Annotated in this window: 15 protein-coding genes; 9 read left to right on the top strand and 6 right to left on the bottom strand. The window is 72.7% G+C overall.

Annotated features, from left to right (window positions below):
• The first annotated feature begins 140 nt into the window (after positions 1-140).
• Both MFF64_RS16815 and MFF64_RS16810 read left to right on the top strand, forming a co-directional pair.
• Positions 141-407: a hypothetical protein gene (locus tag MFF64_RS16815; protein WP_099903850.1), complete on the top strand. Its 267-nt coding sequence runs from the start codon at positions 141-143 to the stop codon at positions 405-407.
• Between the two features lie 394 nt (positions 408-801).
• Positions 802-1,161: a hypothetical protein gene (locus MFF64_RS16810; RefSeq protein ID WP_099903852.1), complete on the top strand. Its 360-nt coding sequence runs from the start codon at positions 802-804 to the stop codon at positions 1,159-1,161.
• A 58-nt stretch (positions 1,162-1,219) separates the two neighbouring features.
• On the opposite strand, the gene MFF64_RS16805 is transcribed toward MFF64_RS16810, so the two are convergent.
• Positions 1,220-2,968: a carbamoyltransferase family protein gene (locus tag MFF64_RS16805; protein WP_238191709.1), complete on the bottom strand. Its 1,749-nt coding sequence runs from the start codon at positions 2,966-2,968 to the stop codon at positions 1,220-1,222.
• Positions 2,969-3,200: 232 nt separating this feature from the next.
• On the opposite strand from MFF64_RS16805, the gene MFF64_RS16800 reads away from it, so the two are divergent.
• Positions 3,201-6,707, top strand: coding sequence for an AsmA-like C-terminal region-containing protein (locus MFF64_RS16800; protein ID WP_099905736.1), 3,507 nt, complete (start codon positions 3,201-3,203; stop codon positions 6,705-6,707).
• Between the two features lie 99 nt (positions 6,708-6,806).
• Here the strand turns inward: MFF64_RS16800 and MFF64_RS16795 are convergent, their stop codons facing one another.
• Positions 6,807-7,868: an HD-GYP domain-containing protein gene (locus MFF64_RS16795; RefSeq protein WP_099905734.1), complete on the bottom strand. Its 1,062-nt coding sequence runs from the start codon at positions 7,866-7,868 to the stop codon at positions 6,807-6,809.
• A gap of 883 nt (positions 7,869-8,751) precedes the next feature.
• On the opposite strand from MFF64_RS16795, the gene MFF64_RS16790 reads away from it, so the two are divergent.
• Positions 8,752-10,125, top strand: coding sequence for an MFS transporter (locus MFF64_RS16790; protein WP_238191611.1), 1,374 nt, complete (start codon positions 8,752-8,754; stop codon positions 10,123-10,125).
• 341 nt (positions 10,126-10,466) lie between these two features.
• Here MFF64_RS16790 and MFF64_RS16785 read toward each other — a convergent pair whose 3' ends face one another.
• The 3 genes from MFF64_RS16785 to MFF64_RS16775 all read right to left on the bottom strand — a co-directional run bounded on the left by MFF64_RS16785 (position 10,467) and on the right by MFF64_RS16775 (position 12,404).
• Positions 10,467-10,649 (bottom strand): hypothetical protein, encoded by a 183-nt coding sequence (locus tag MFF64_RS16785; protein WP_099907024.1) that lies wholly within the window; start codon positions 10,647-10,649, stop codon positions 10,467-10,469.
• Between the two features lie 160 nt (positions 10,650-10,809).
• A complete protein-coding gene (locus MFF64_RS16780; RefSeq protein ID WP_099907023.1) occupies positions 10,810-11,217 on the bottom strand; it encodes an SWIB/MDM2 domain-containing protein in 408 nt (135 codons plus the stop codon).
• A gap of 167 nt (positions 11,218-11,384) precedes the next feature.
• Entirely contained in the window at positions 11,385-12,404 is a 1,020-nt protein-coding gene (locus MFF64_RS16775) for an aldo/keto reductase (protein ID WP_099907021.1), read from the bottom strand.
• A gap of 309 nt (positions 12,405-12,713) precedes the next feature.
• Between MFF64_RS16775 and MFF64_RS16770 the strand changes: the two genes are divergently transcribed.
• Positions 12,714-13,892, top strand: a complete 1,179-nt coding sequence (locus MFF64_RS16770) for an MFS transporter (protein ID WP_099907019.1) — start codon at positions 12,714-12,716, stop codon at positions 13,890-13,892.
• 66 nt (positions 13,893-13,958) lie between these two features.
• Complete coding sequence (locus tag MFF64_RS16765) at positions 13,959-14,633, top strand: sigma-70 family RNA polymerase sigma factor (protein WP_099907017.1); 675 nt, start codon at positions 13,959-13,961, stop codon at positions 14,631-14,633.
• 8 nt (positions 14,634-14,641) lie between these two features.
• On the opposite strand, the gene MFF64_RS16760 is transcribed toward MFF64_RS16765, so the two are convergent.
• Complete coding sequence (locus MFF64_RS16760) at positions 14,642-14,917, bottom strand: hypothetical protein (RefSeq protein WP_099907015.1); 276 nt, start codon at positions 14,915-14,917, stop codon at positions 14,642-14,644.
• 563 nt (positions 14,918-15,480) lie between these two features.
• On the opposite strand from MFF64_RS16760, the gene MFF64_RS16755 reads away from it, so the two are divergent.
• The 3 genes from MFF64_RS16755 to MFF64_RS16745 all read left to right on the top strand — a co-directional run bounded on the left by MFF64_RS16755 (position 15,481) and on the right by MFF64_RS16745 (position 17,490).
• A complete protein-coding gene (locus MFF64_RS16755) occupies positions 15,481-15,789 on the top strand; it encodes a hypothetical protein (RefSeq protein ID WP_099907013.1) in 309 nt (102 codons plus the stop codon).
• Positions 15,790-15,868: 79 nt separating this feature from the next.
• Positions 15,869-17,038: a mandelate racemase/muconate lactonizing enzyme family protein gene (locus MFF64_RS16750; protein ID WP_099907011.1), complete on the top strand. Its 1,170-nt coding sequence runs from the start codon at positions 15,869-15,871 to the stop codon at positions 17,036-17,038.
• Positions 17,035-17,490: a GNAT family N-acetyltransferase gene (locus MFF64_RS16745; RefSeq protein ID WP_369010717.1), complete on the top strand. Its 456-nt coding sequence runs from the start codon at positions 17,035-17,037 to the stop codon at positions 17,488-17,490. Before MFF64_RS16750 ends, MFF64_RS16745 begins: the two co-directional genes overlap by 4 nt.
• The last annotated feature ends 4 nt before the right edge of the window (positions 17,491-17,494 follow it).

Below are 17,494 nucleotides of genomic sequence, written 5' to 3'. Positions count from 1 at the left end.
TCCACCTCACAGATATTTAATCCATTACGCCGCGTGCGCCGGAACACGGCGTGGCGATTTTCCATCGAGTATATTCTAATCATCGAGAAACCTACAGGCCGACGATACGGTCATTCGCAGTCAATAGGGATTAACATTATATGAAAACGCGCATCGCCACCATCCTCACGGCGCTCGTCCTCGGCACTGCCCCGCTCTCGTCCGCCATGGCCGTCAGCGCCCACTCCCCCGCCAACCCGTTCTGGAGCCAGGATGTCGAGACCACGGGCTCGATCGGCGGCCGTGCCAATACCAGCGTACCGTTCTACGGCGCCTGCCCGATGAGCTCGGCCTCCGAGGGCAACGCCAAGCAGCAGAACTTCCCGGTCAAGCAGTACGGCCAGACCGCCGGCGGCTACCGCTGCTGACCTCAAGGAGATGGAAATGAGCGAGATGAAGCTTCTGCGCGCCGTGTCCTACGGCATGATCGGCGTCCTGGCCGGCGGCCTCGCCATGACGGTCGTGGGCACCGCCAACGCGCTGATCAACATGTAACGCGAGAAGGGCCGCCGTGATGGCGGCTCTTCTCGCGTCCGGGGACGCTCTCGTCGACGCGACCGTCACCCGAAATACACACCACAGCCGGAACCGTGGGCATACCCGGAAATCGCCGCAAACCGGCACCACAGCTTGAGCCCGACGGCGCGAGGCTTTCGTCGGCCCCGGGCCGTGCCGTTCGACTGATCGGTCGGGCGGCAAGTTTGGCACTTCGTTAAGCAGTCCCTCGCATTCTCGCGCCAACACCTTCGGGAGACCCTCAGCGTGCGCGCTCCGACCTCTTACGGCCTTCCGCGCCTCGGCGCGGGCGCGGCGCTCGTCGCCGCCCTCTTCGTCACCGCCGCACCCCAGGCCCAGGCCCGCGACAATGTCGGCGCGGCGATCATCGGCGGCGCGGCGGCCGGCGTGCTCGGCGGCGTCGCGGCCGGCGCGATCATGAACGGCATGCAGCCGCCCCCCCCGCCGCCGGCCTATGTCGTGCCGCCGCCGCGCCGGGTCTATGTCGAGGAGCCCGAGACCGTGATCGTGCGCCCGCGCCGCGGCCCGATCTGCCACTTCGAGCGCCGCAAGGTGTGGCTCGACGACGAGTCCTTCACCTACAAGCGCGTCGAGGTCTGCGAGTAAGCCTCGCAGGCGTCGCCAAGCGTCAGGGGCCGGCACCCGGGAACGGGGCCGGCCCGTCTCACATCTTCACCCCATCCTTCACCAGGATCCAGTCCTCGATCACCACGGCGTCGAGGCCGGTGGTGGCGAACATCAGGATCGCGTCCTCGGCGGTGTGGAGGATCGGCTTGCCCATCACGTTGAAGCTGGTGTTGAGCAGGATCGGCACGCCGGTCCGCCCGGCGAAGGCCCGGATCAGGGCGGCGTAGGCCGGGTTGCGCTCCTCCGTCACGCTCTGGAGGCGTCCGGTACCGTCCTCGTGCACCACCGCCGGCACCCGCGCCCTCACTTCGGGCCGCCAGACCAGGGTACGCTCCATGTAGGGGCTGTCCTGGTAATCCTCGAACCAGTCCGGCCCGGCCTCGGCCAGGATCGAGGGCGCGAACGGCCGGAAGGCCTCGCGGTACTTCACCTTGCCGTTCAGGATCGCCTTGGCGTCGACCGGGCGCGGATCGGCCAGGATCGAGCGGTTGCCGAGCGCCCGCGGCCCGAACTCCGCCCGCCCCTGCACCCAGCCGACGAGCCCGCCCGCCGCCAGGATATCGGCCGCGGCTTCCGTCACCCCGTCATGGCCGAGATGCCTGAGCCGCGGCTCCCAGCCGACCATCCGCTCCAGCGGCTCGGTCGAGACGAGCGAGCCGAGATAGGGCGTGGCGAGCCGCCCCGGCCCGGTCCAGTCCGGGTTGTCCTCCTGGAAGGCGAGCCAGGCCGCACCGAGCGCGTTGCCGTCATCGGCGGGTGCGGAGGGCACGTGGAGGTGCTGGAACTCGCAGCGCCCGAGCAGGCGGCCGTTATAGGACGAGTTGAGCGCGCAGCCGCCGGTGACGACGAGGTTCTCGTGCGGCGCCAGCCGCCACGCCTCGGCGACCAGCACGTCCATCATCTCGGAAAAAATCGCCTGGCCGCAGGCCGAGAGGTCGGCCCAGCCCTCAATCTCGGACTCCGCCGGGCGCCGGGCGCGGATCTCGTCGGCCACCGCCTGCACGGTGGTGGCATCGGAGAAGCGCAGTCGGCCGTCCTCGATCCGGTAGAGCCGGCGGAGCGCGGCCATCAGGTCGGGGTCCTGGCGGCCGTAGGGGGCGAGCCCCATGATCTTCCATTCCTCGCCCTTGGTCTGGTCGAACCCGGCGAGGTCGGTGACGAGGCCGAAGAAGAAGCCGACCGATTCGCGGCCGCGATGGCGCTTCACCTCGATGAGACGCCCCGCCTCCATCCGGTAGATCGCCGAGGCGCCGGTCTCGCCCATGCCGTCGACGACGAGGCAGGTGGCGTCCCGGAACGGCGAGCCCCACAACCCGTAGGCCGCATGCGTCAGGTGGTGGGGATAGCGCCGCAGGGCCGCGATGGTCGAGCGGCCACCATGGGCCCGGTCGAGGCCGAGCAGCGTGCCATAGCCGGCTCTCCCTTGAGCCAGCGCCAGTTCGGCGATGAAGGTGCGCTCGGCCCGCTCCGGCACCAGGGAGCGGTTGAGGGCGGGGGAATGCGCGCGCAACGCCTCGAGCCCGAACGCCCCGGCCCCCGCCTGACCGGCGAGGTAGCGGCTGAATTCAGGCCCCCAGGTGGCGGCGACGACGAGCTCGGCGCCGGGCGGCAGGTAGGCCTTGAGCAGGCCCGCCATGCGGGGCGCCGAATCCGGCTCGCAGTTCGGGGCGCGCTTGTATTGCAGGTAGCGCTCCGTCGCCTCGGCGAAGAGCACCGTGCCGTCCGGCCCGACCAGGGCGAGGGCCGGGTCGTGGAAGGTGGTGGCGAGGCCGAGATAGTAGCGCATCGGATCCGTCGATCTGGTCACGTCGCCGCTCTAACAGCGTCGGCCCACCCTGTCAGGCGGGCGACAAGCGTTGCGCGGGTGCATCGGGGGGCCGCTCTCGCGGTGCGATCCCTCCGGATTTCGCCCGCGTTTCCGGTGCCGATATGCTAGCGCTGTCATCGGGGTACGGCCCGTCGGGCCGTCGGACGAACATGAGGCGGCGCTCTCCTCGCGGGGCGGCACGGACAGCACGGTGCGCGACATCCTGACCGCCCTGGCGGGCCTCGTCATCCTGATCCTCGCCGCGGCCCTGATCGCGCCGCCCTTCATCCCGTGGGATTCCTACCGCACCGCCTTCGACGCCGCGCTCGGCCGCTCGCTCGGGGTCGAGGCTCGCAGCGACGGGCGCCTCGAGGTCCGCCTCCTGCCCTCGCCGCGCCTGCGGGTCGACCACCTGAGGCTCGCGACTGGGCGGGACCGGCCCTCCCTCGACGCGCGCTTCGTCAAGGCGGAAATCGCGCTCACCCCGCTCCTCTCCGGCGAGATCCGCTTCACCGAGACCCGGATCGGCCGCGGCGAGGTGACCCTGCCGATGACCGAGGCCGGCAGCTTCCTGACGCCGCCGGGCGTCGGCGAGGCGCGCGATCTCGCTGTCGAGGACCTGCGCGTGGCCCAGCTCCTCGTCACCACCCGGGTGGCGGCGACCGGGCGGACCGACCAGGTCTATGCCGAGAATGTCCGGCTCTCCGCGCCGCGCCTCGCCGGCCCGTGGCGAGCGGAGGGCACCGTCGAGGCGGTCCCGTTCCGCCTCACCACCGGCGCGCCGGGCCCGGACGGGACGGTGCCGGTGAAGCTCGGTACCGGGGGCGACACGGTGCCCCGGCTCGACCTCGACGCCCGGGTGAGCCTGGCGGCCGGTCCGGAGGGCGGCGGGGTGCCGGAGGCGACCGGCACGGCCCGCCTGGTGGTGGGGCCGCCGGCCCAGGCCGCGGGCGCCGCCCTGCCCGTCTCGGTGCAGGGCGGGTTCAGGGCGAAGGGCCGGCTCGCCACCTTCGAGTCCCTGAACGTCGAGGTGCCGGGCGAGGCGCCCCTGCGCTTCACCGGCCGCGGCAGCCTCGACCTCGCGACGGCCCGGGCGACGATGAACCTGGAGGCCCGCCGCCTCGACCTCGACGGCTTCCTGATGAGCGCCACCGGCCAGGCTCTCCTCGGCCGGGGCCTGTCGCCCGCCTCCCTCCCCGGCACCCTGGCGCTCGACGTTGCGGTCGACAGCCTGACGCTCGCCCGCGAGGAATGGAGCGGCGCGGCTCTGAGTGCCGTGCTGCGCCCGTCCGGCGCCGTGACCCTGCGGCGGCTCGCCGGCACGGCCGCCGGCGGCTTGGCGCTGGCGCTCGGCGGCGACGTCACGCCGAGCGGCGGCTTCTCGGGCCACGCGGCGGTCGACGCTCCCAGCTCGGACCGGCTCGCCCGCCTCCTCGACCGGCTCGGCCTCGGCGGCTCGCTCACCGGGCTCCTCGACGGCCGTCCCTTCTCGGCGGAGGCTGACGTGGCGGCGGCGCTGCCGGTGCTCTCGCTGCACAACGCCCGGGTGGCTCTGGGCCCCGCGACGATCACCGGCAGCGCCCGCTACAGCCCGGCCGGGCCGGACCAGGCCCGCCCGCGCTTCGACGCTCAAATCATCGCCGATGGGCTCGACGTGGCGGAGTTGCCGCCGATGCGCGGTGCCATCGCGGCCTTGCAGGACCACGATGTCGGCCTGACCCTGCTCGCCCGCGACCTGCACTACGGCCCGACCGGGACCCGCACCGGGGAGATCGCCGCCAGCCTGCAATCCGAGGGCGCCGCGCTTCGCCTCGACAGCCTGGAGGTGCGCGACCTCGCCGGGGCACGGGCCAGCCTCTCGGGCCGGATCGGCGCCGACGGCGCCGGGCGCATCATCGGGCGGGTAAGCGCCCCGGTGGCCGCCCCCCTGATCGACCTCGTGTCGCGCACCTTCGTGGACGAGGCGCGGCGGCTGCCGGGCTTCCTGCGCGACGGCCCGGTCGCCGTCGACGTGGTGCTGGAGCGGGAGTCCGGGGCTGAGGAAGGTCGCCTGCGCGGCCAGGCCCGCGGCAGCGCCGCCGGCGGCCGCCTCGGCCTGTCGCTGGCCGCCCGGGCCGGACGGCTCGACGACCTCGACGCGCGCCTCGACGGCGTGGCCTCCGGCCGCTGGCTCGGCCGGCCCACCGATCCGGCCCTGGCGATGCCGGCGAGCCTGCACCTCGCCGGGCGCCGGGCCGGGGTGAGCGGACCGTTGAGCCTGACCCTCGACGCCGAGATCGCCGGAGCCGCCATCGCCACCGCACGGCCGCTGCTGCTGCCGGCCGCCGGCCCGCTCCAGGACGGCGCCCTGACCCTCGCCACGCCCGACCTGCGGCCGCTGGCCGGCCTTCTCGGCGCCGGCCCGGCCCTGCCGGACCCGGTGCCGGCGCGGTTGAATTTCGGCTTCGGCCGCGCCGGCGACGTTCCGCGCATGGTCGTGACCGGGACCCTCGCCGGATCGGCGATCGACGCGACACTGACCCGGCCGGCCGGCGGCGAGGTCGCCGGCAGCATCTCGCTCGAACGGCTCTCCCTGCCCTGGCTCGCCGGGGCGCTGGTGCTGAATCCCGGGGCGCCGCCGGGCGGCGGCCCCGGGGTCTGGTCCGCCGCCCGCTTCGGCTCGGGCCCGGCGCCGCCGGTCGCCGGACAGGTCGCGATGACGGTGCGGCGGCTCGATCTCGGCCGCGGCCTCGCGGCGGAATGGGCGCGGTTCGATCTCGGGCTCGGGCCCGAGGGCTTGAGCCTGCGCGACTTCGCCGCCGGCCTGGCGGGCGGGCAGCTCGCCGGCAGCGCCACCCTGGCGCGCCAGGGCGCCCAGGCGACGGTCGCGGCGGAGGGCCGCCTGACGGCGGCCTCGCTCCAGGCTCTCACCGGCGGCGACGCGGTCAAAGGCCAGGTGACCGTGCGGCTGCGCCTCGGGGCGGCGGGCGACAGCCCGGCCGCCCTCGTCGGCAACCTCGCCGGCAGCGGCGGGCTGGAACTCGCCGGGCTGTCCCTGCGCGACCTCGACCCGGCGGCGGTGCAGCGCGCCCTGACCCGGCTCCTCGCCGAGGAGGACCCGCTGCGCGCCGGCCGGGTCGAGCGGGTGGTGTCGGAGGAGTTCGACCGCGGGCCCCTGGTGCTGGCGGGCCCCGTCTCGGTGCCGGCCTCGATGGTCGGCGGAGTCTTGCGCACCGGGAGCCTGTCTCTCGACCTCGGCCCCGCCGCCTGGACCGGGCTGGTGCAGGTCGACGCGAAGAGCTGGCGCCTCGACGTTCGCGGCACGCTCACCACCACCGCGACGCCCCGGGCCTGGACGGCCCCGGCGCCGACCCTGGGCCTGGCCCTCGTCGGCCCGCTGGCCCGGCCGCAGCGCGAGCTCGACCTCGTCCCGCTCAGCAACGTCCTGGCGGCGGTGGTGCTGCAGCGCGAACTCGACAAGATCGAGACCGTCGAGGCCGACCGCAACGAGCTTGCCCGCCGCCGCAGCCGCCTGGAGATGGACCGTGCGCGGGCGGTCGAGGAGGCCCGGCAAGCCAGGCAGCGGGCGGAGGAGAAGCAGCGGGCGGAGGAGGCGGCCAGGGCGGCCGAGGCCGCGAGGGCCGCGGAAGCGGCGCGCGCGGCGGAAGCGGCGCGCCGGAAGGCCGAGGAGGATGCGAGGCGGCAGAGCGGCACGGTGCCGGAGACGGGCAATCCGTGACGAGCACGGCACCGCCGCTGTCCCGCACGGGGTGGGCGATGCGCGCGGTCCGGTGCGGCAGCCTGCACGGCCCGACGATGCCGTGGGGCCGGTCTGCGCTCAGCTCGCCGCCGCCATCGCTTCGCCGAAGGACTGCACCAGGCGCGCCTCCAGCTTGCCCTCCATGGCGGCGAGGATGGCCATCGCGTCGGCCATCGGCATCGGGGACTTGTAGGGGCGGCGCTCGGTGAGGGCGGCGTAGATGTCGCAGATGGTGAGCAGACGGACCATGTCGCCGATCTGACCGCCGGCGAGGCCGTCGGGATAGCCGGAGCCGTCGAGCATCTCGTGGTGGTGGCGGACGGCCGAGAGGGTGACAGGGTCGCGCTCGCCGCCCGCCCGCAGCACCTCGTGGCCGATGGCCGCGTGGGTGCGCATCACCGCCAGTTCGCCTGGGTCGAGGCGGCCGGGCTTGTTGAGGATCTCGAGGGGGATGCGGGCCTTGCCGACATCGTGGATCAGCGCGGCGCGCACGAAGCGGAACTGGTCCTCGTGCCGGAAGCCGAGATGCAGGGCGAATTGCGCGGCGAGGCCGGCCACCAGCAGGCAATGCTGGTAGGTGGCGTCGTCGTGGGTCCAGACCGTGTCGAGCCAGCGGGCGAGGCCGCCCTCCTGCACCGCGGTCAGGATCGGGCCGAGCCCGGCCTCAACGGCGCCTATGCGGACCGGCTGGCCGGCGCGGGCCTCGGCCATGAGGCCGTTCAGCGCCTCCCCGGCCCGGACCACGCCCTGGCTCACCGCCTGCTCGGCCCGGCCAGCGATGATGCCGACCTGGTTGGCCAGGGCCGCCACGACGGTCTCGGGCGGCAGGTAGGCGGGCATGCACGCCGTCGCCCCGAGGGTCTTGGCGTGGCGCAGAGTGTCCTGGGTCGCCTTGCGCAGGAGGCAGATCAACGGCAGGTGCCGGTCGGCGAAGCGGCGCTGGAGCGCGCGCAGGCAATGGTCGGCCTCCGGCCGCGACAACGTCAGGTCGGAGACGACGCCGGCCAGCGCCCGGCGGTCCCGCCACGTCTCCTCGGGGCCGACGACATCGCAGATCCCGATTCCCCGCAGGGCCGCGCTGATCGCGGCGCTGCGGTCCGGCCTGTCGGTCACGAGGACGAAGGTCCTCTCGTCGGGCATCGCATCCCTCCCGGCGGCCGCACGGCCCCCATTGCATCCATCGATTACGGGTCACTCCCGAACAAATGCTTACGGCGAGGAAGGGCGACGAGTTGAAGTGACGACAGTCAGGAAATAAAATCGTGCATTGCCCACGACCGCCGCCGGCCGCGCATCCCTCCTTGTGTCATGGCGGCCCGGGTCCGCCGCCCTGCCCCCGGCCATCCGACCTGTGCCGCCGGAGGTTGCTCGGCACGATCTGCGGACAGTTGCACGATGCGAGCAGATGACCTTGCGTCGTCATCGTCGTAACAGTTAGGCCGTCTTGCTGTGCAGCCATCGCGTGACCGGGACACTCTCTCGGCTCGACCGGTCGCGCGGGTCCGATCCTCTGCCTGCTGTCCGTCCGGGATGCCGGTGAGATCGCTGCTGTCGGCCTCTTCCGACCTGTCGCACCAGTCCGAGCCCCTGGGCACCGAGGCCCATCGCGTCCCGACAACATCAGGGCGACGCTCCCGCCATCGACCCGCTTGAACGCCCGCAGCGCGACGACGAACAGGGCCCGGCCTCTCGACCCGCGACACCGCGGGTCTGGTGGTGCCGGCCCACCTGTCGACCGCCTCCGTCCCAGCGAACAGCCGACGGCGCGATCGATCCTGACTGTCGCTCGGCAAGGTGTCGATGGTTCCTGGACGAGGTAGCGGGGCGTGCAGGCGCCGCCCGCACCGCGGCGGGCTCCAGACGCCTTGGGGCCGACCTGTCAATCCTCTTTCACAGGGCAGCCCACCGGCTATTGACGCCCTCTGCGCAGGGCCGGGATGAGGCTGCGGGCAGGTGCGGCGGGCGCGGCTTTGGGCTACGCCTCCGGGGGCGGCGAGGGGCGTGGACGAGGAGCGCGGGACGGATGACGGGAGCGGTGGAGCCGGTGGCGGCGGAGGTGGCCGACGGCCTGCCGACCCGGGAGAGGTTGTGGGCGATGCTGGCGATCGGCATCGCCATGTCGATGGCGGTGCTCGACGGCGCCATCGTGAACGTCGCCCTGCCGGTGATGGCCAGGGACCTGCAAGTCAGCCCGGGCGCCGCGATCTTCGTCACCAACGGCTACCAGCTCGCGGTCACCGCCGCCCTGCTGCCGCTCGCGTCCCTGGGCGACATCCTCGGCTACAAGCGGGTCTACTGCACCGGCCTCGCCCTGTTCGCCGCCGCGTCGCTGGCCTGCGCGCTGGCCGGCTCGCTGCCGGTGCTGGTCGCGGCCCGCATCGTCCAGGGGCTCGGCGCCGCCGGGATCATGAGCGTCAACATCGCGCTCGTGCGCTTCATCTACCCGCATCGGATGATCGGGCGCGGTGTCGGCACCATGGCGCTCATCGTGGCGATCGCCTCGGCGGCAGGTCCGAGCGTCGCGGCGGCGGTGTTGTCGGTGGCGAGCTGGCCGTGGCTCTTCCTCGTCAACGTGCCGCTCGGGCTGGCGGCGCTGACGCTTGCCACCCGGATGCTGCCGGTGACGCCGCGCAGCGGCGCGCGCTTCGACGCCCTCAGCGCGCTCCTCAACGCGCTGTTCTTCGGCCTGCTGATCACCGGCGTCGACGGGCTCGGCGAGCCGGGCCGGAGCGGCACGGCGCTTGCCCTGCTCGCCGGGGCGGTCCTCGTCGGCACCGCCTTCGTGTGGATGCAGGCCCGCCTGCCGGCGCCGCTCCTGCCGATCGACCTCCTGCGCATCCCGGTCTTCGCGCTGTCGATGGTGAGCTCGGTCTGCTCGTTCTCGGCCCAGATGATGGCCTACGTGGCGCTGCCGTTCTACTTCCAGGACGTCCTCCACCTCACGAGCACCCAGACCGGGGTGCTGATGACGCCCTGGCCGATCGCCATCGCGGTGATCGCCCCCTTCGCGGGGCGGCTGGCCGACCGCTACCCGCCGGGGCTGCTCGGCGGCATCGGCCTCGTCGCCCTGTCGGCCGGCCTCGCCCTGATGGCGAGCGCCCCCCCGGACGCCTCGCCCCTCGCGATCGCCCTGCGGCTGACTTTGTGCGGCCTCGGCTTCGGACTGTTCCAGTCGCCCAACAACAAGGTCATCATCACCAGCGCCCCGCGGGAGCGCAGCGGCGGCGCGAGCGGCATGCAATCGACCGCCCGCCTCCTCGGCCAGTCCCTCGGCGCCGCCGTGGTGGCGGTGATCTTCGGCTATCTTCACACCGGCGGCACCGCGACGGTGCTGTGGCTGGCGAGCGCGCTGGCGCTGACCGGGGCCGTCGCGAGCGGGCTTCGGGTGCGGCGCTGACGCACCCGGACGGCTCGCCCGCGAGCGCATCGTCGCGCGGGCCGGCTTCAACCGCTCTGGATCACGCTCGCGAAGGTGCTGATCTTGTCCCGATAGCGGGACGTGGCTCCCTGGCGCGGTCGGGGCGGCGAGATCGGAAACCGGGATCGGTTCGTCCCGCCCGCGACCTCGTCCTGAGGCGCCGCGAAGCGGCCTCGAAGGAGGGCTCCAGGAATCACGTAGACGTCTGGAGCCCTCCTTCGAGGCTGCGTGATCTTCGATCGCCCCGCACCTCAGGACGAGGTCGCGAGTGGGGTAACCCGTACGAAACGACCAGATAGCGGCCTGCATCCTTCCATCGATCAAGGATCCGACCGAAGCACCGCGCAATCCCGCCGGCCGCTCGCCAGGCAATCCTCGCGCGCCGCTTCCCGGCGCAGCGCATCGGCGAGCCAGACGCCGCCGGCCACCAGGACGATCAGGAACAGGAGGGCGGCGATCGCGCGCCGTCGGCCGGACTCGTCCGGATCGCGGGCCTGGGGCATCGGATCACCCGGCAGGGATCGTTCGGCAAGCCGGGAAAGACACGGGGCGCGTCGGGCCGGTCCGTGCGAGCGTCGGTGCATAGCCCGATCCCGCGCCTGCCCCGGCAGGGGACGGATGGCCGCGGCGCGCGACCATCCGGACGGGAGGAGCCCGGCCGCCTTACTTCAGGTGCTGGGCGAGGTACTTGTTCATCTCGAACATCGTCGCCTTGTCCTTGCCGAAGACCTTCTTCAGCTTGTCGTCGGCGAGGATCTCGCGCTTGTTCTCCGGGTTCTGGAGCGAGTGGGTGCGTATGTAGTCCCACACCTTGCTCACCACTTCGCCACGCGGGATCGGGCTGTCGCCCACGATGGCGGCGAGCTCGGGCGTCGGCTGCAGCGGCTTCTGCAGGGCGTTCGGCTTGTCGCCGGATTTCGGAGCGGCGACCTTCTTGCCCTTGCCGGCGTCCTTGCCCTCATCCTTGGCGTCGTCCTTCTTGGCGGCGGCCTTCGGGGCGGCCTTGGCGGCCTTCGGGGCGGCTTCGGGCTCGGCTTTCGTCTCGGCCTTCTTGGTGGTCTTGATCGCCATCGGTCTCCTCCGGTCTGCAACCCGTCTCCCAGGGTCGAACAGTGGACATGCCTGGGCACATAGCGTCAACAACTAAGCCGTGCGCGGCGCGTTCCAAGAGGAAATCGCCGTCGGACCGGCGTCATCCACACCGGATGTGCCGTTAGCCTGACGACGAAGAGCGTGGCTCAGTCGCGGGCGGCCGTCCAGGTGGTCCGGCCCTCGAGCGGATAGGCCGGATCGGTGTAGCCCGGCGTCGAGGGATGGCCCGCCGGCACCAAGCCGTCGACCAGGGCCTCGTCCTCCGGGGTGAAGCGGTAGTCGAGCGCCTTCGCGTAGGACCGCCATTGGTCGAAGGTGCGGGGTCCGGCGATCACCGCGGTGACGGCGCGGTTGTTGAGCACCCAGCCCACCGCGAAGTCGATCACCGAGGCGCCCTTCGCCTCCGCGTGGGCCTTCAGCTGCTCGGCGATGCGCAGGCTCTCGGGCCGCCACTCGGTCTGCATCATCCGGGTGTCGCCGCGGCCCGCGCGGGTGCCCTCGGGCGGGGCCTCGCCGGGGCGGTACTTCGCCGTCAGCACGCCGCGGGCGAGCGGCGAGTAGGGCACGACGCCGAGACCGTAATGGGCGCAGGCCGGCAGGTGCTCGACCTCCGGCATCCGGTTGAGGGCGTTGTAATAGGGCTGGCTCGCCGCCGGCCGGTCGATGCCGTGCTCGTCGCACAGGCGGCAGATCTCGGCGACGCGCCAGGCGCGGTGGTTGGAGACCCCGAAATACCGCACCTTGCCGGCCCGGATCAGATCGGCCATCGCCCGCACGGTCTCAGGCAGCGGCGTCTCGTGATCCTCCTTGTGGAGGTAGTAGAGGTCGATCCGGTCGGTGTTGAGCCGCCGCAGGCTGGCCTCGCAGGCCTGCACGATGTGGGCCCGGGACAGGCCGCGGTCGTTCGGCCCCTTCCCCATCGGGTTCGCCACCTTTGTGGCGAGCACCCAGGCGTCGCGGTCGCGGGCGATGGCCCGGCCCACCACCTCCTCCGAGCGCCCCTCGGTATAGGCGTTCGCCGTATCGATGAAGGTGATCCCCTGCTCGCGGGCATCCGCGACGATGCGCTCGGCCTCGTCGTCGGGGGTCGGCCCGCCGAACATCATCGTGCCGAGGCAGAGGGGAGAGACCTTCAGGCCGGACTTTCCGAGCGTGCGGTATTCCACAGGCGTTCCTCCAGCGATGATGGCGTTTGCGTGACCGTGGCGGCGTCGCCGCACCCACTCGCCGACATGGTGTGGATGCTGGGGTTTTCCCTCTCTTCACCCTGTTCGGCAAGCTCGCGTTAAGCACGGAATCGCGAAGCTCACGCCCATGATCATCGCCGCCCTCTCCCTCGCCTTCTGCGCCGCCGGCGCCCTCGTTCTCGGCCTCGGGGCCATCGTCACGGTCGAGCCACCGCGGGACCATCCGCACGGCGCCGGCCTGCTCTGACCGGCCGCGCGACAGACCGGACATCCGGGTAGACTTGCGCGATGCAAGTCGGAACCGTGCTGCCGCGCTTCCTCCTCGTCTACGCCGCGCTCTATGCCGGTTACGGCCTGACCACGCCGTTCCTGCCCGCGCTCCTCAGCGAGCGCGGGCTCTCGCCCACCGAGGTCGGGCTGGTGCTCGCCGCCGGCACCGGCATCCGGCTCGCCGCCGGCCCCATCGCCGGTCGCCTCGCCGACGGGCTCGCCGCCGGAAGGGGCGTGCTCGCGGCCTGCGCCGCCCTGTCGGCCGCCAGCGCCCTCCTGTACCTCGCCGGTCACGGATTCTCCGGGCTCATGCTGGCCGGCCTCGCCCACGCTGCTGCGACGGCGCCGCTCGCACCGCTCGCCGACGCCCTGGCGCTGACCGCCACCGAGACCACCGCCAAGGCCGCCCGCTTCGCCTACGGCACCGTGCGGGGCGCGGGCTCCGCCGCCTTCATCGCCGGCACCCTGGCGGCCGGTCAGGTCACGGCGCTGCTCGGCCTCGCGGCCCTGCCGGTCGCGGGCGCCGCCGCCTTCGCGGCCCTCGCCGGCGCGACGCTCCGCCTGCCGGCAGCAGCGACCGGGACCGGGGCGCCGGTCACGGCCGGGGCCGGGTTGCTCTTGCGCGCGCCGGGCTTCCGCCGCCTCGTCGCGGTGGCGGCCCTGGTGATCGGCAGCCACGCGGTGCACGACGCGTTCGCGGTGATCCGCTGGGGCGCGGCGGGCTTGAGCCCGGCGACCGCGAGCCTGCTCTGGGCCGAGGCGGTGGCAGCAGAGGTGCTGGTCTTCCTCGTCCTCGGCCCACCGCTCCTCGCCCGCCTCGGCCCCGCCGGCGCCCTGGCCCTGGCGGCCGGCGCCGGAATGGTGCGCTGGTCGGTGGCGGCGCTCACCGTCGCGTTGCCGGCCCTCGTCGGCATCCAGGCCCTGCACGGGCTGACCTTCGCGCTCCTGCATCTCGCGGCGATGCGGATCCTCGGCCGGACCGTGCCTCCCGCCCTCGCGGCGACGGCCCAGACCCTCTACGGCACCCTGGGCCTCGGTCTCGCCACCACCCTCGCGACGCTGGCGGCCGGTCCGCTCTACGGTGCCCTTGGGGCGGGGGCGTTCTGGATCATGGCGGGATTTTGCGCGGTGGCCCTGTCCCTGGTGCGGGGTCTGGGGGATCGGGCGATGGCCGTCCCGGATGACCGGAAGGACTAGTACGCCAGGATCATTGTAATGGTACGACTGGGCATGCCTTAAGCGTCGGTCACCGGAGACCGCACGATGGCGTCGTCGCCCAACACCAATTCGGACCGGACCGACCCTGGGTGCGCCGAGGCGCCTTCCCTGCCGGCCGGCATCCAGGCCCATCTCGGGGCAGCCCTGCGCGCCGCCTACGACGATGCCGCCCTCCCAACCTCCGCGCATCTGCAAGCGCTGGTCGCCCGTCTCGCCGCGGCCCTCGCCGGGCTCGACACCGCCCCGGCAGAGACCTTCCGCCACGACCTCCTCGCGGAAGTGCCGCGGCTGCGGCGCCGGGCCCTGACCCTGTGCAACGACCGCACCCGCGCCGACGACCTGGTGCAGGAGACCCTGCTCAAGGCCTGGGCGGCGCAAGCTCGGTTCGTCCCCGGCACCCACCTGTCGGCCTGGCTCTACACCATCCTGCGCAACAGCTTCTATTCCGAGCACCAGAAGCGAGCGCGCGAGGTCGGCGATCCCGACGGACTGTTCGCCGCGAGCCTGGTCTCGCTGCCGGCGCAGTACGGCCATCTCGACCTGCGCGACGTGCAGGGCGCCCTCGACCGTCTGGTGCCGGACCAGCGCGAGGCACTGCTGCTCTCCGCCGTGCACGACCTCTCCTACGAGGACATCGCGACGGCAATGGAGTGCCAGGTCGGTACCGTGAAGAGCCGGATCAACCGCGCCCGGGCGCGGCTCGCCGAGATGCTCGGCTGACGATCAGCCTATCGGTTGCAGCCGATGCAGATGCCGGTGTCGATCCGGTCGTCGACCCGCTCCTGGCGGGTACGATCGTCGATCCGGCGCTCCAGGCGCTGATCGACCGCGCTGGGATGCGGCACGGTCTGACCGACCGAGCTGGTATTCGGCGCCGTGATGGTGGAGCGCGGCCCGCCCCCGGTGCCGGTCTGGTCGGGAAGGCCCTGCGCCTGCGTGAGGGAGCCGGCGGAGACGAGCGCGCCGATGAGAAGCGCGCGGGTGAGCGAACGCGATGCGGGCATGATGGGCTCCTGTCGCAGGAGAACCTGACTCCGTGGGGCCGGTTGCGCGGCCGCCCGCAAACTCTAACGCGGCAGGGACGCGACCGTTGCGCCGCGTGCTGTCCGCTCAGGTGCGCCGCCGGGGAACCGGATCCTCACGGGTATCGGGATGATGACCGAACACGCCGACGGCGACCAGGACGGCAACGAGCCCCAGGGCGATCAGGAACACCTGCATCTCAACTCCTTTGCACGGGACGGATCGCGACCGGACCCCGCGCACTCCCTTTCAAGATCCGCGCCACCTTCTGCCGGGTGGCGATAGCCGCCGTTCCGTGACGGCCGGACGACAGCCCGCATACTCTGCATGCAGAGCGGTCAGGATGCCAAGACATTCTGCCAAGCTATTCTGCCAAGCCATCGTGCCGGCTTGTTAGGCCAGGCCGTTCGCACAACGGGCGGCCCCATGCGTCGGCCCTGAGCCCGCTTTCGCGCGACGCCGGCGCCGGCGCCCGGACGGGAACGGAGGCCCGCTCCTGCCGTTGCCCCGGTCCGATCGCATCCCGAACCACGGACAACGCCCCATGCCGATTCGCGCTTCCCTCCTCGCCCTCTCCTTCGCATTCGCGGCCGGCACCGCCTCTGCCCAGGGCATCAACAACGGCGCCGGCACCGCCCCGCCCTCGAGCGGCAATACCGGCTCGGGCATGTCGAGCCAGCCGCCGGGCACCGGCATCGGCGGCAACAACCCGGGCAGCATGGGCTCCACGGGCTCGCAAGGGTCGAGCGGCGGCAATATGGGCCCCGGCCCCACCGTGCAGCGCGACGGCCCGACCGGTAGCGGTTCGCCCGGCACCGGCCCCGGAGCGCAGAAGAACGGCACGGCGCGCTGACGCCGCGCGCGTCCCTCGCATTTGCCAGCGCGGGCATGCGCCCCTACGAGACGACCCTCAGGCTCGTGAGGGATCCGCCATGCGCATCACCGCCATCCGCGACGTCGTCGCGCCGATCAAGTCGGACATCGCCAACGCCTGGATCGACTTCTCGACCATGACGGTGAGCGTGGTCGCGGTGGTGACCGATCTGGTGGTCGACGGCCGCCCGGTCGTCGGCCTCGGCTTCAACTCGAACGGCCGCTACGCGCCGCAAGGGCTGCTGCGCGAGCGCTTCATCCCGCGCCTGCTCGCCGCAGCACCCGAGGACATCCAGGGCGAGGACGGGCTCATCGATCCGCACCGGGCCTGGGCGGCGATGATGAAGAACGAGAAGCCCGGCGGTCACGGCGAGCGCTCGGTGGCGGTCGGCGTGCTCGACATGGCCCTGTGGGATGCGCTGGCCAAGGCGAAGGGCGTGCCGCTGTGGCGACTGCTCGCCGACCGCTACCGCGGCGGCGACGCCGATGCCAGGGCCTGGGTCTACGCCGCCGGCGGGTATTATTATCCGGGCAAGGGCCTCGACGCCCTCAAGGACGAGATGCGCTCCTATCTCGACCGCGGCTACAGCACCGTGAAGATGAAGGTCGGGCTGGTGCCGCTCGAGGAGGACATCGCCCGGATCGAGGCGGTGCTCAGCGTGCTAGGCGGCGACGGCTCCCGCCTCTGCGTCGACGTCAATGGCCGCTTCACGCTGGAGGAGGCGATCCGCTTCGGCCGGGCGGTCGCTCCTTACGGCCTGCGCTGGTACGAAGAGCCCGTCGATCCCCTCGACTGCCTGGCGCATGCGGCGCTCGCCACGACCTATGACGGCTCGCTCGCCACCGGCGAGAACCTGTTCTCGCACCAGGATGCCCGCAACCTGATCCGCCACGGGGGCTTGAGGCCGGACCGGGACATCCTGCAATTCGACCCCGCCCTGTCGTACGGGCTGGTCGAGTACCTGCGCACCCTCGAGGTTCTTCGCTCTCACGGCTGGTCCCCGCGGCGCTGCGTGCCCCATGGCGGCCACCAGTTCGCCCTCAACATCGCGGTGGGGTTGGGGCTCGGCGGCAACGAGAGCTATCCGGACGTCTTCGCCCCCTTCGGCGGTTTCGCCGATGCGGTCCCGGTGGAGGACAGCCGGGTCGCGATGCCGGACGTGCCCGGCATCGGCTTCGAGGCGAAGAACGCGCTCTACGCGGTGATGCGGCCGCTGGAGCGGGAGTGACCGCCCGGCCCGCCCTCCCCTCCGACCTGCCGTCGCTCCTGGCGCTCTTCGCCGCGTCCAAGGTCAGTGCCGTCGCCGAGCCACCGGCGCGGGCCGAGCGCCTGTGGCAGGAGACGCTGGCGCATCCGGGGGTCACCGTCTTCGTCTCGGACGGGGACGGAGGCATCGCGGCCACCTGCATGCTCGTCACCGCGCCCAACCTCCTGCGCGGTGGGCGCTCCCACGGCTTCCTGGAGAACGTCGTCACCCATCCCGACCACCGGGGGCGCGGGCATGGCCGCGCCGTCGTCCGGGCGGCCCTCGCCCATGCCTGGGCGAGCGGCTGCCACCACGTCCTGATGCAGAGCGGGCGGGCCGATCCGCGGGTGCACGCCTTCTACGAGAGCGTGGGCTTCGTGCCGGGTCGGCGGACGGCCTACGTCGCGCAACGCCCCGCGGCGGTGGCCGGCTGAGCGC

Source organism: Methylobacterium frigidaeris (assembly GCF_022179185.1).
Classification (GTDB): Bacteria; Pseudomonadota; Alphaproteobacteria; order Rhizobiales; family Beijerinckiaceae; genus Methylobacterium; species Methylobacterium frigidaeris.
Note: the sequence above shows the minus strand (reverse complement) of the source record. Positions and strands in the feature narration are given on the sequence as shown.

Excerpts from the sequence above, each read along its gene's own strand:
- MFF64_RS16815 (WP_099903850.1), top strand. The coding sequence starts at position 141 with ATGAAAACGCGCATCGCCACCATCCTCACGGCGCTCGTCCTCGGCACT.
- MFF64_RS16805 (WP_238191709.1), bottom strand. The coding sequence starts at position 2,968 with ATGCGCTACTATCTCGGCCTCGCCACCACCTTCCACGACCCGGCCCTC.
- MFF64_RS16795 (WP_099905734.1), bottom strand. The coding sequence starts at position 7,868 with ATGCCCGACGAGAGGACCTTCGTCCTCGTGACCGACAGGCCGGACCGC.
- MFF64_RS16790 (WP_238191611.1), top strand. The coding sequence starts at position 8,752 with ATGACGGGAGCGGTGGAGCCGGTGGCGGCGGAGGTGGCCGACGGCCTG.
- MFF64_RS16785 (WP_099907024.1), bottom strand. The coding sequence starts at position 10,649 with ATGCCCCAGGCCCGCGATCCGGACGAGTCCGGCCGACGGCGCGCGATC.
- MFF64_RS16780 (WP_099907023.1), bottom strand. The coding sequence starts at position 11,217 with ATGGCGATCAAGACCACCAAGAAGGCCGAGACGAAAGCCGAGCCCGAA.
- MFF64_RS16770 (WP_099907019.1), top strand. The coding sequence starts at position 12,714 with ATGCAAGTCGGAACCGTGCTGCCGCGCTTCCTCCTCGTCTACGCCGCG.
- MFF64_RS16765 (WP_099907017.1), top strand. The coding sequence starts at position 13,959 with ATGGCGTCGTCGCCCAACACCAATTCGGACCGGACCGACCCTGGGTGC.
- MFF64_RS16760 (WP_099907015.1), bottom strand. The coding sequence starts at position 14,917 with ATGCCCGCATCGCGTTCGCTCACCCGCGCGCTTCTCATCGGCGCGCTC.
- MFF64_RS16755 (WP_099907013.1), top strand. The coding sequence starts at position 15,481 with ATGCCGATTCGCGCTTCCCTCCTCGCCCTCTCCTTCGCATTCGCGGCC.
- MFF64_RS16750 (WP_099907011.1), top strand. The coding sequence starts at position 15,869 with ATGCGCATCACCGCCATCCGCGACGTCGTCGCGCCGATCAAGTCGGAC.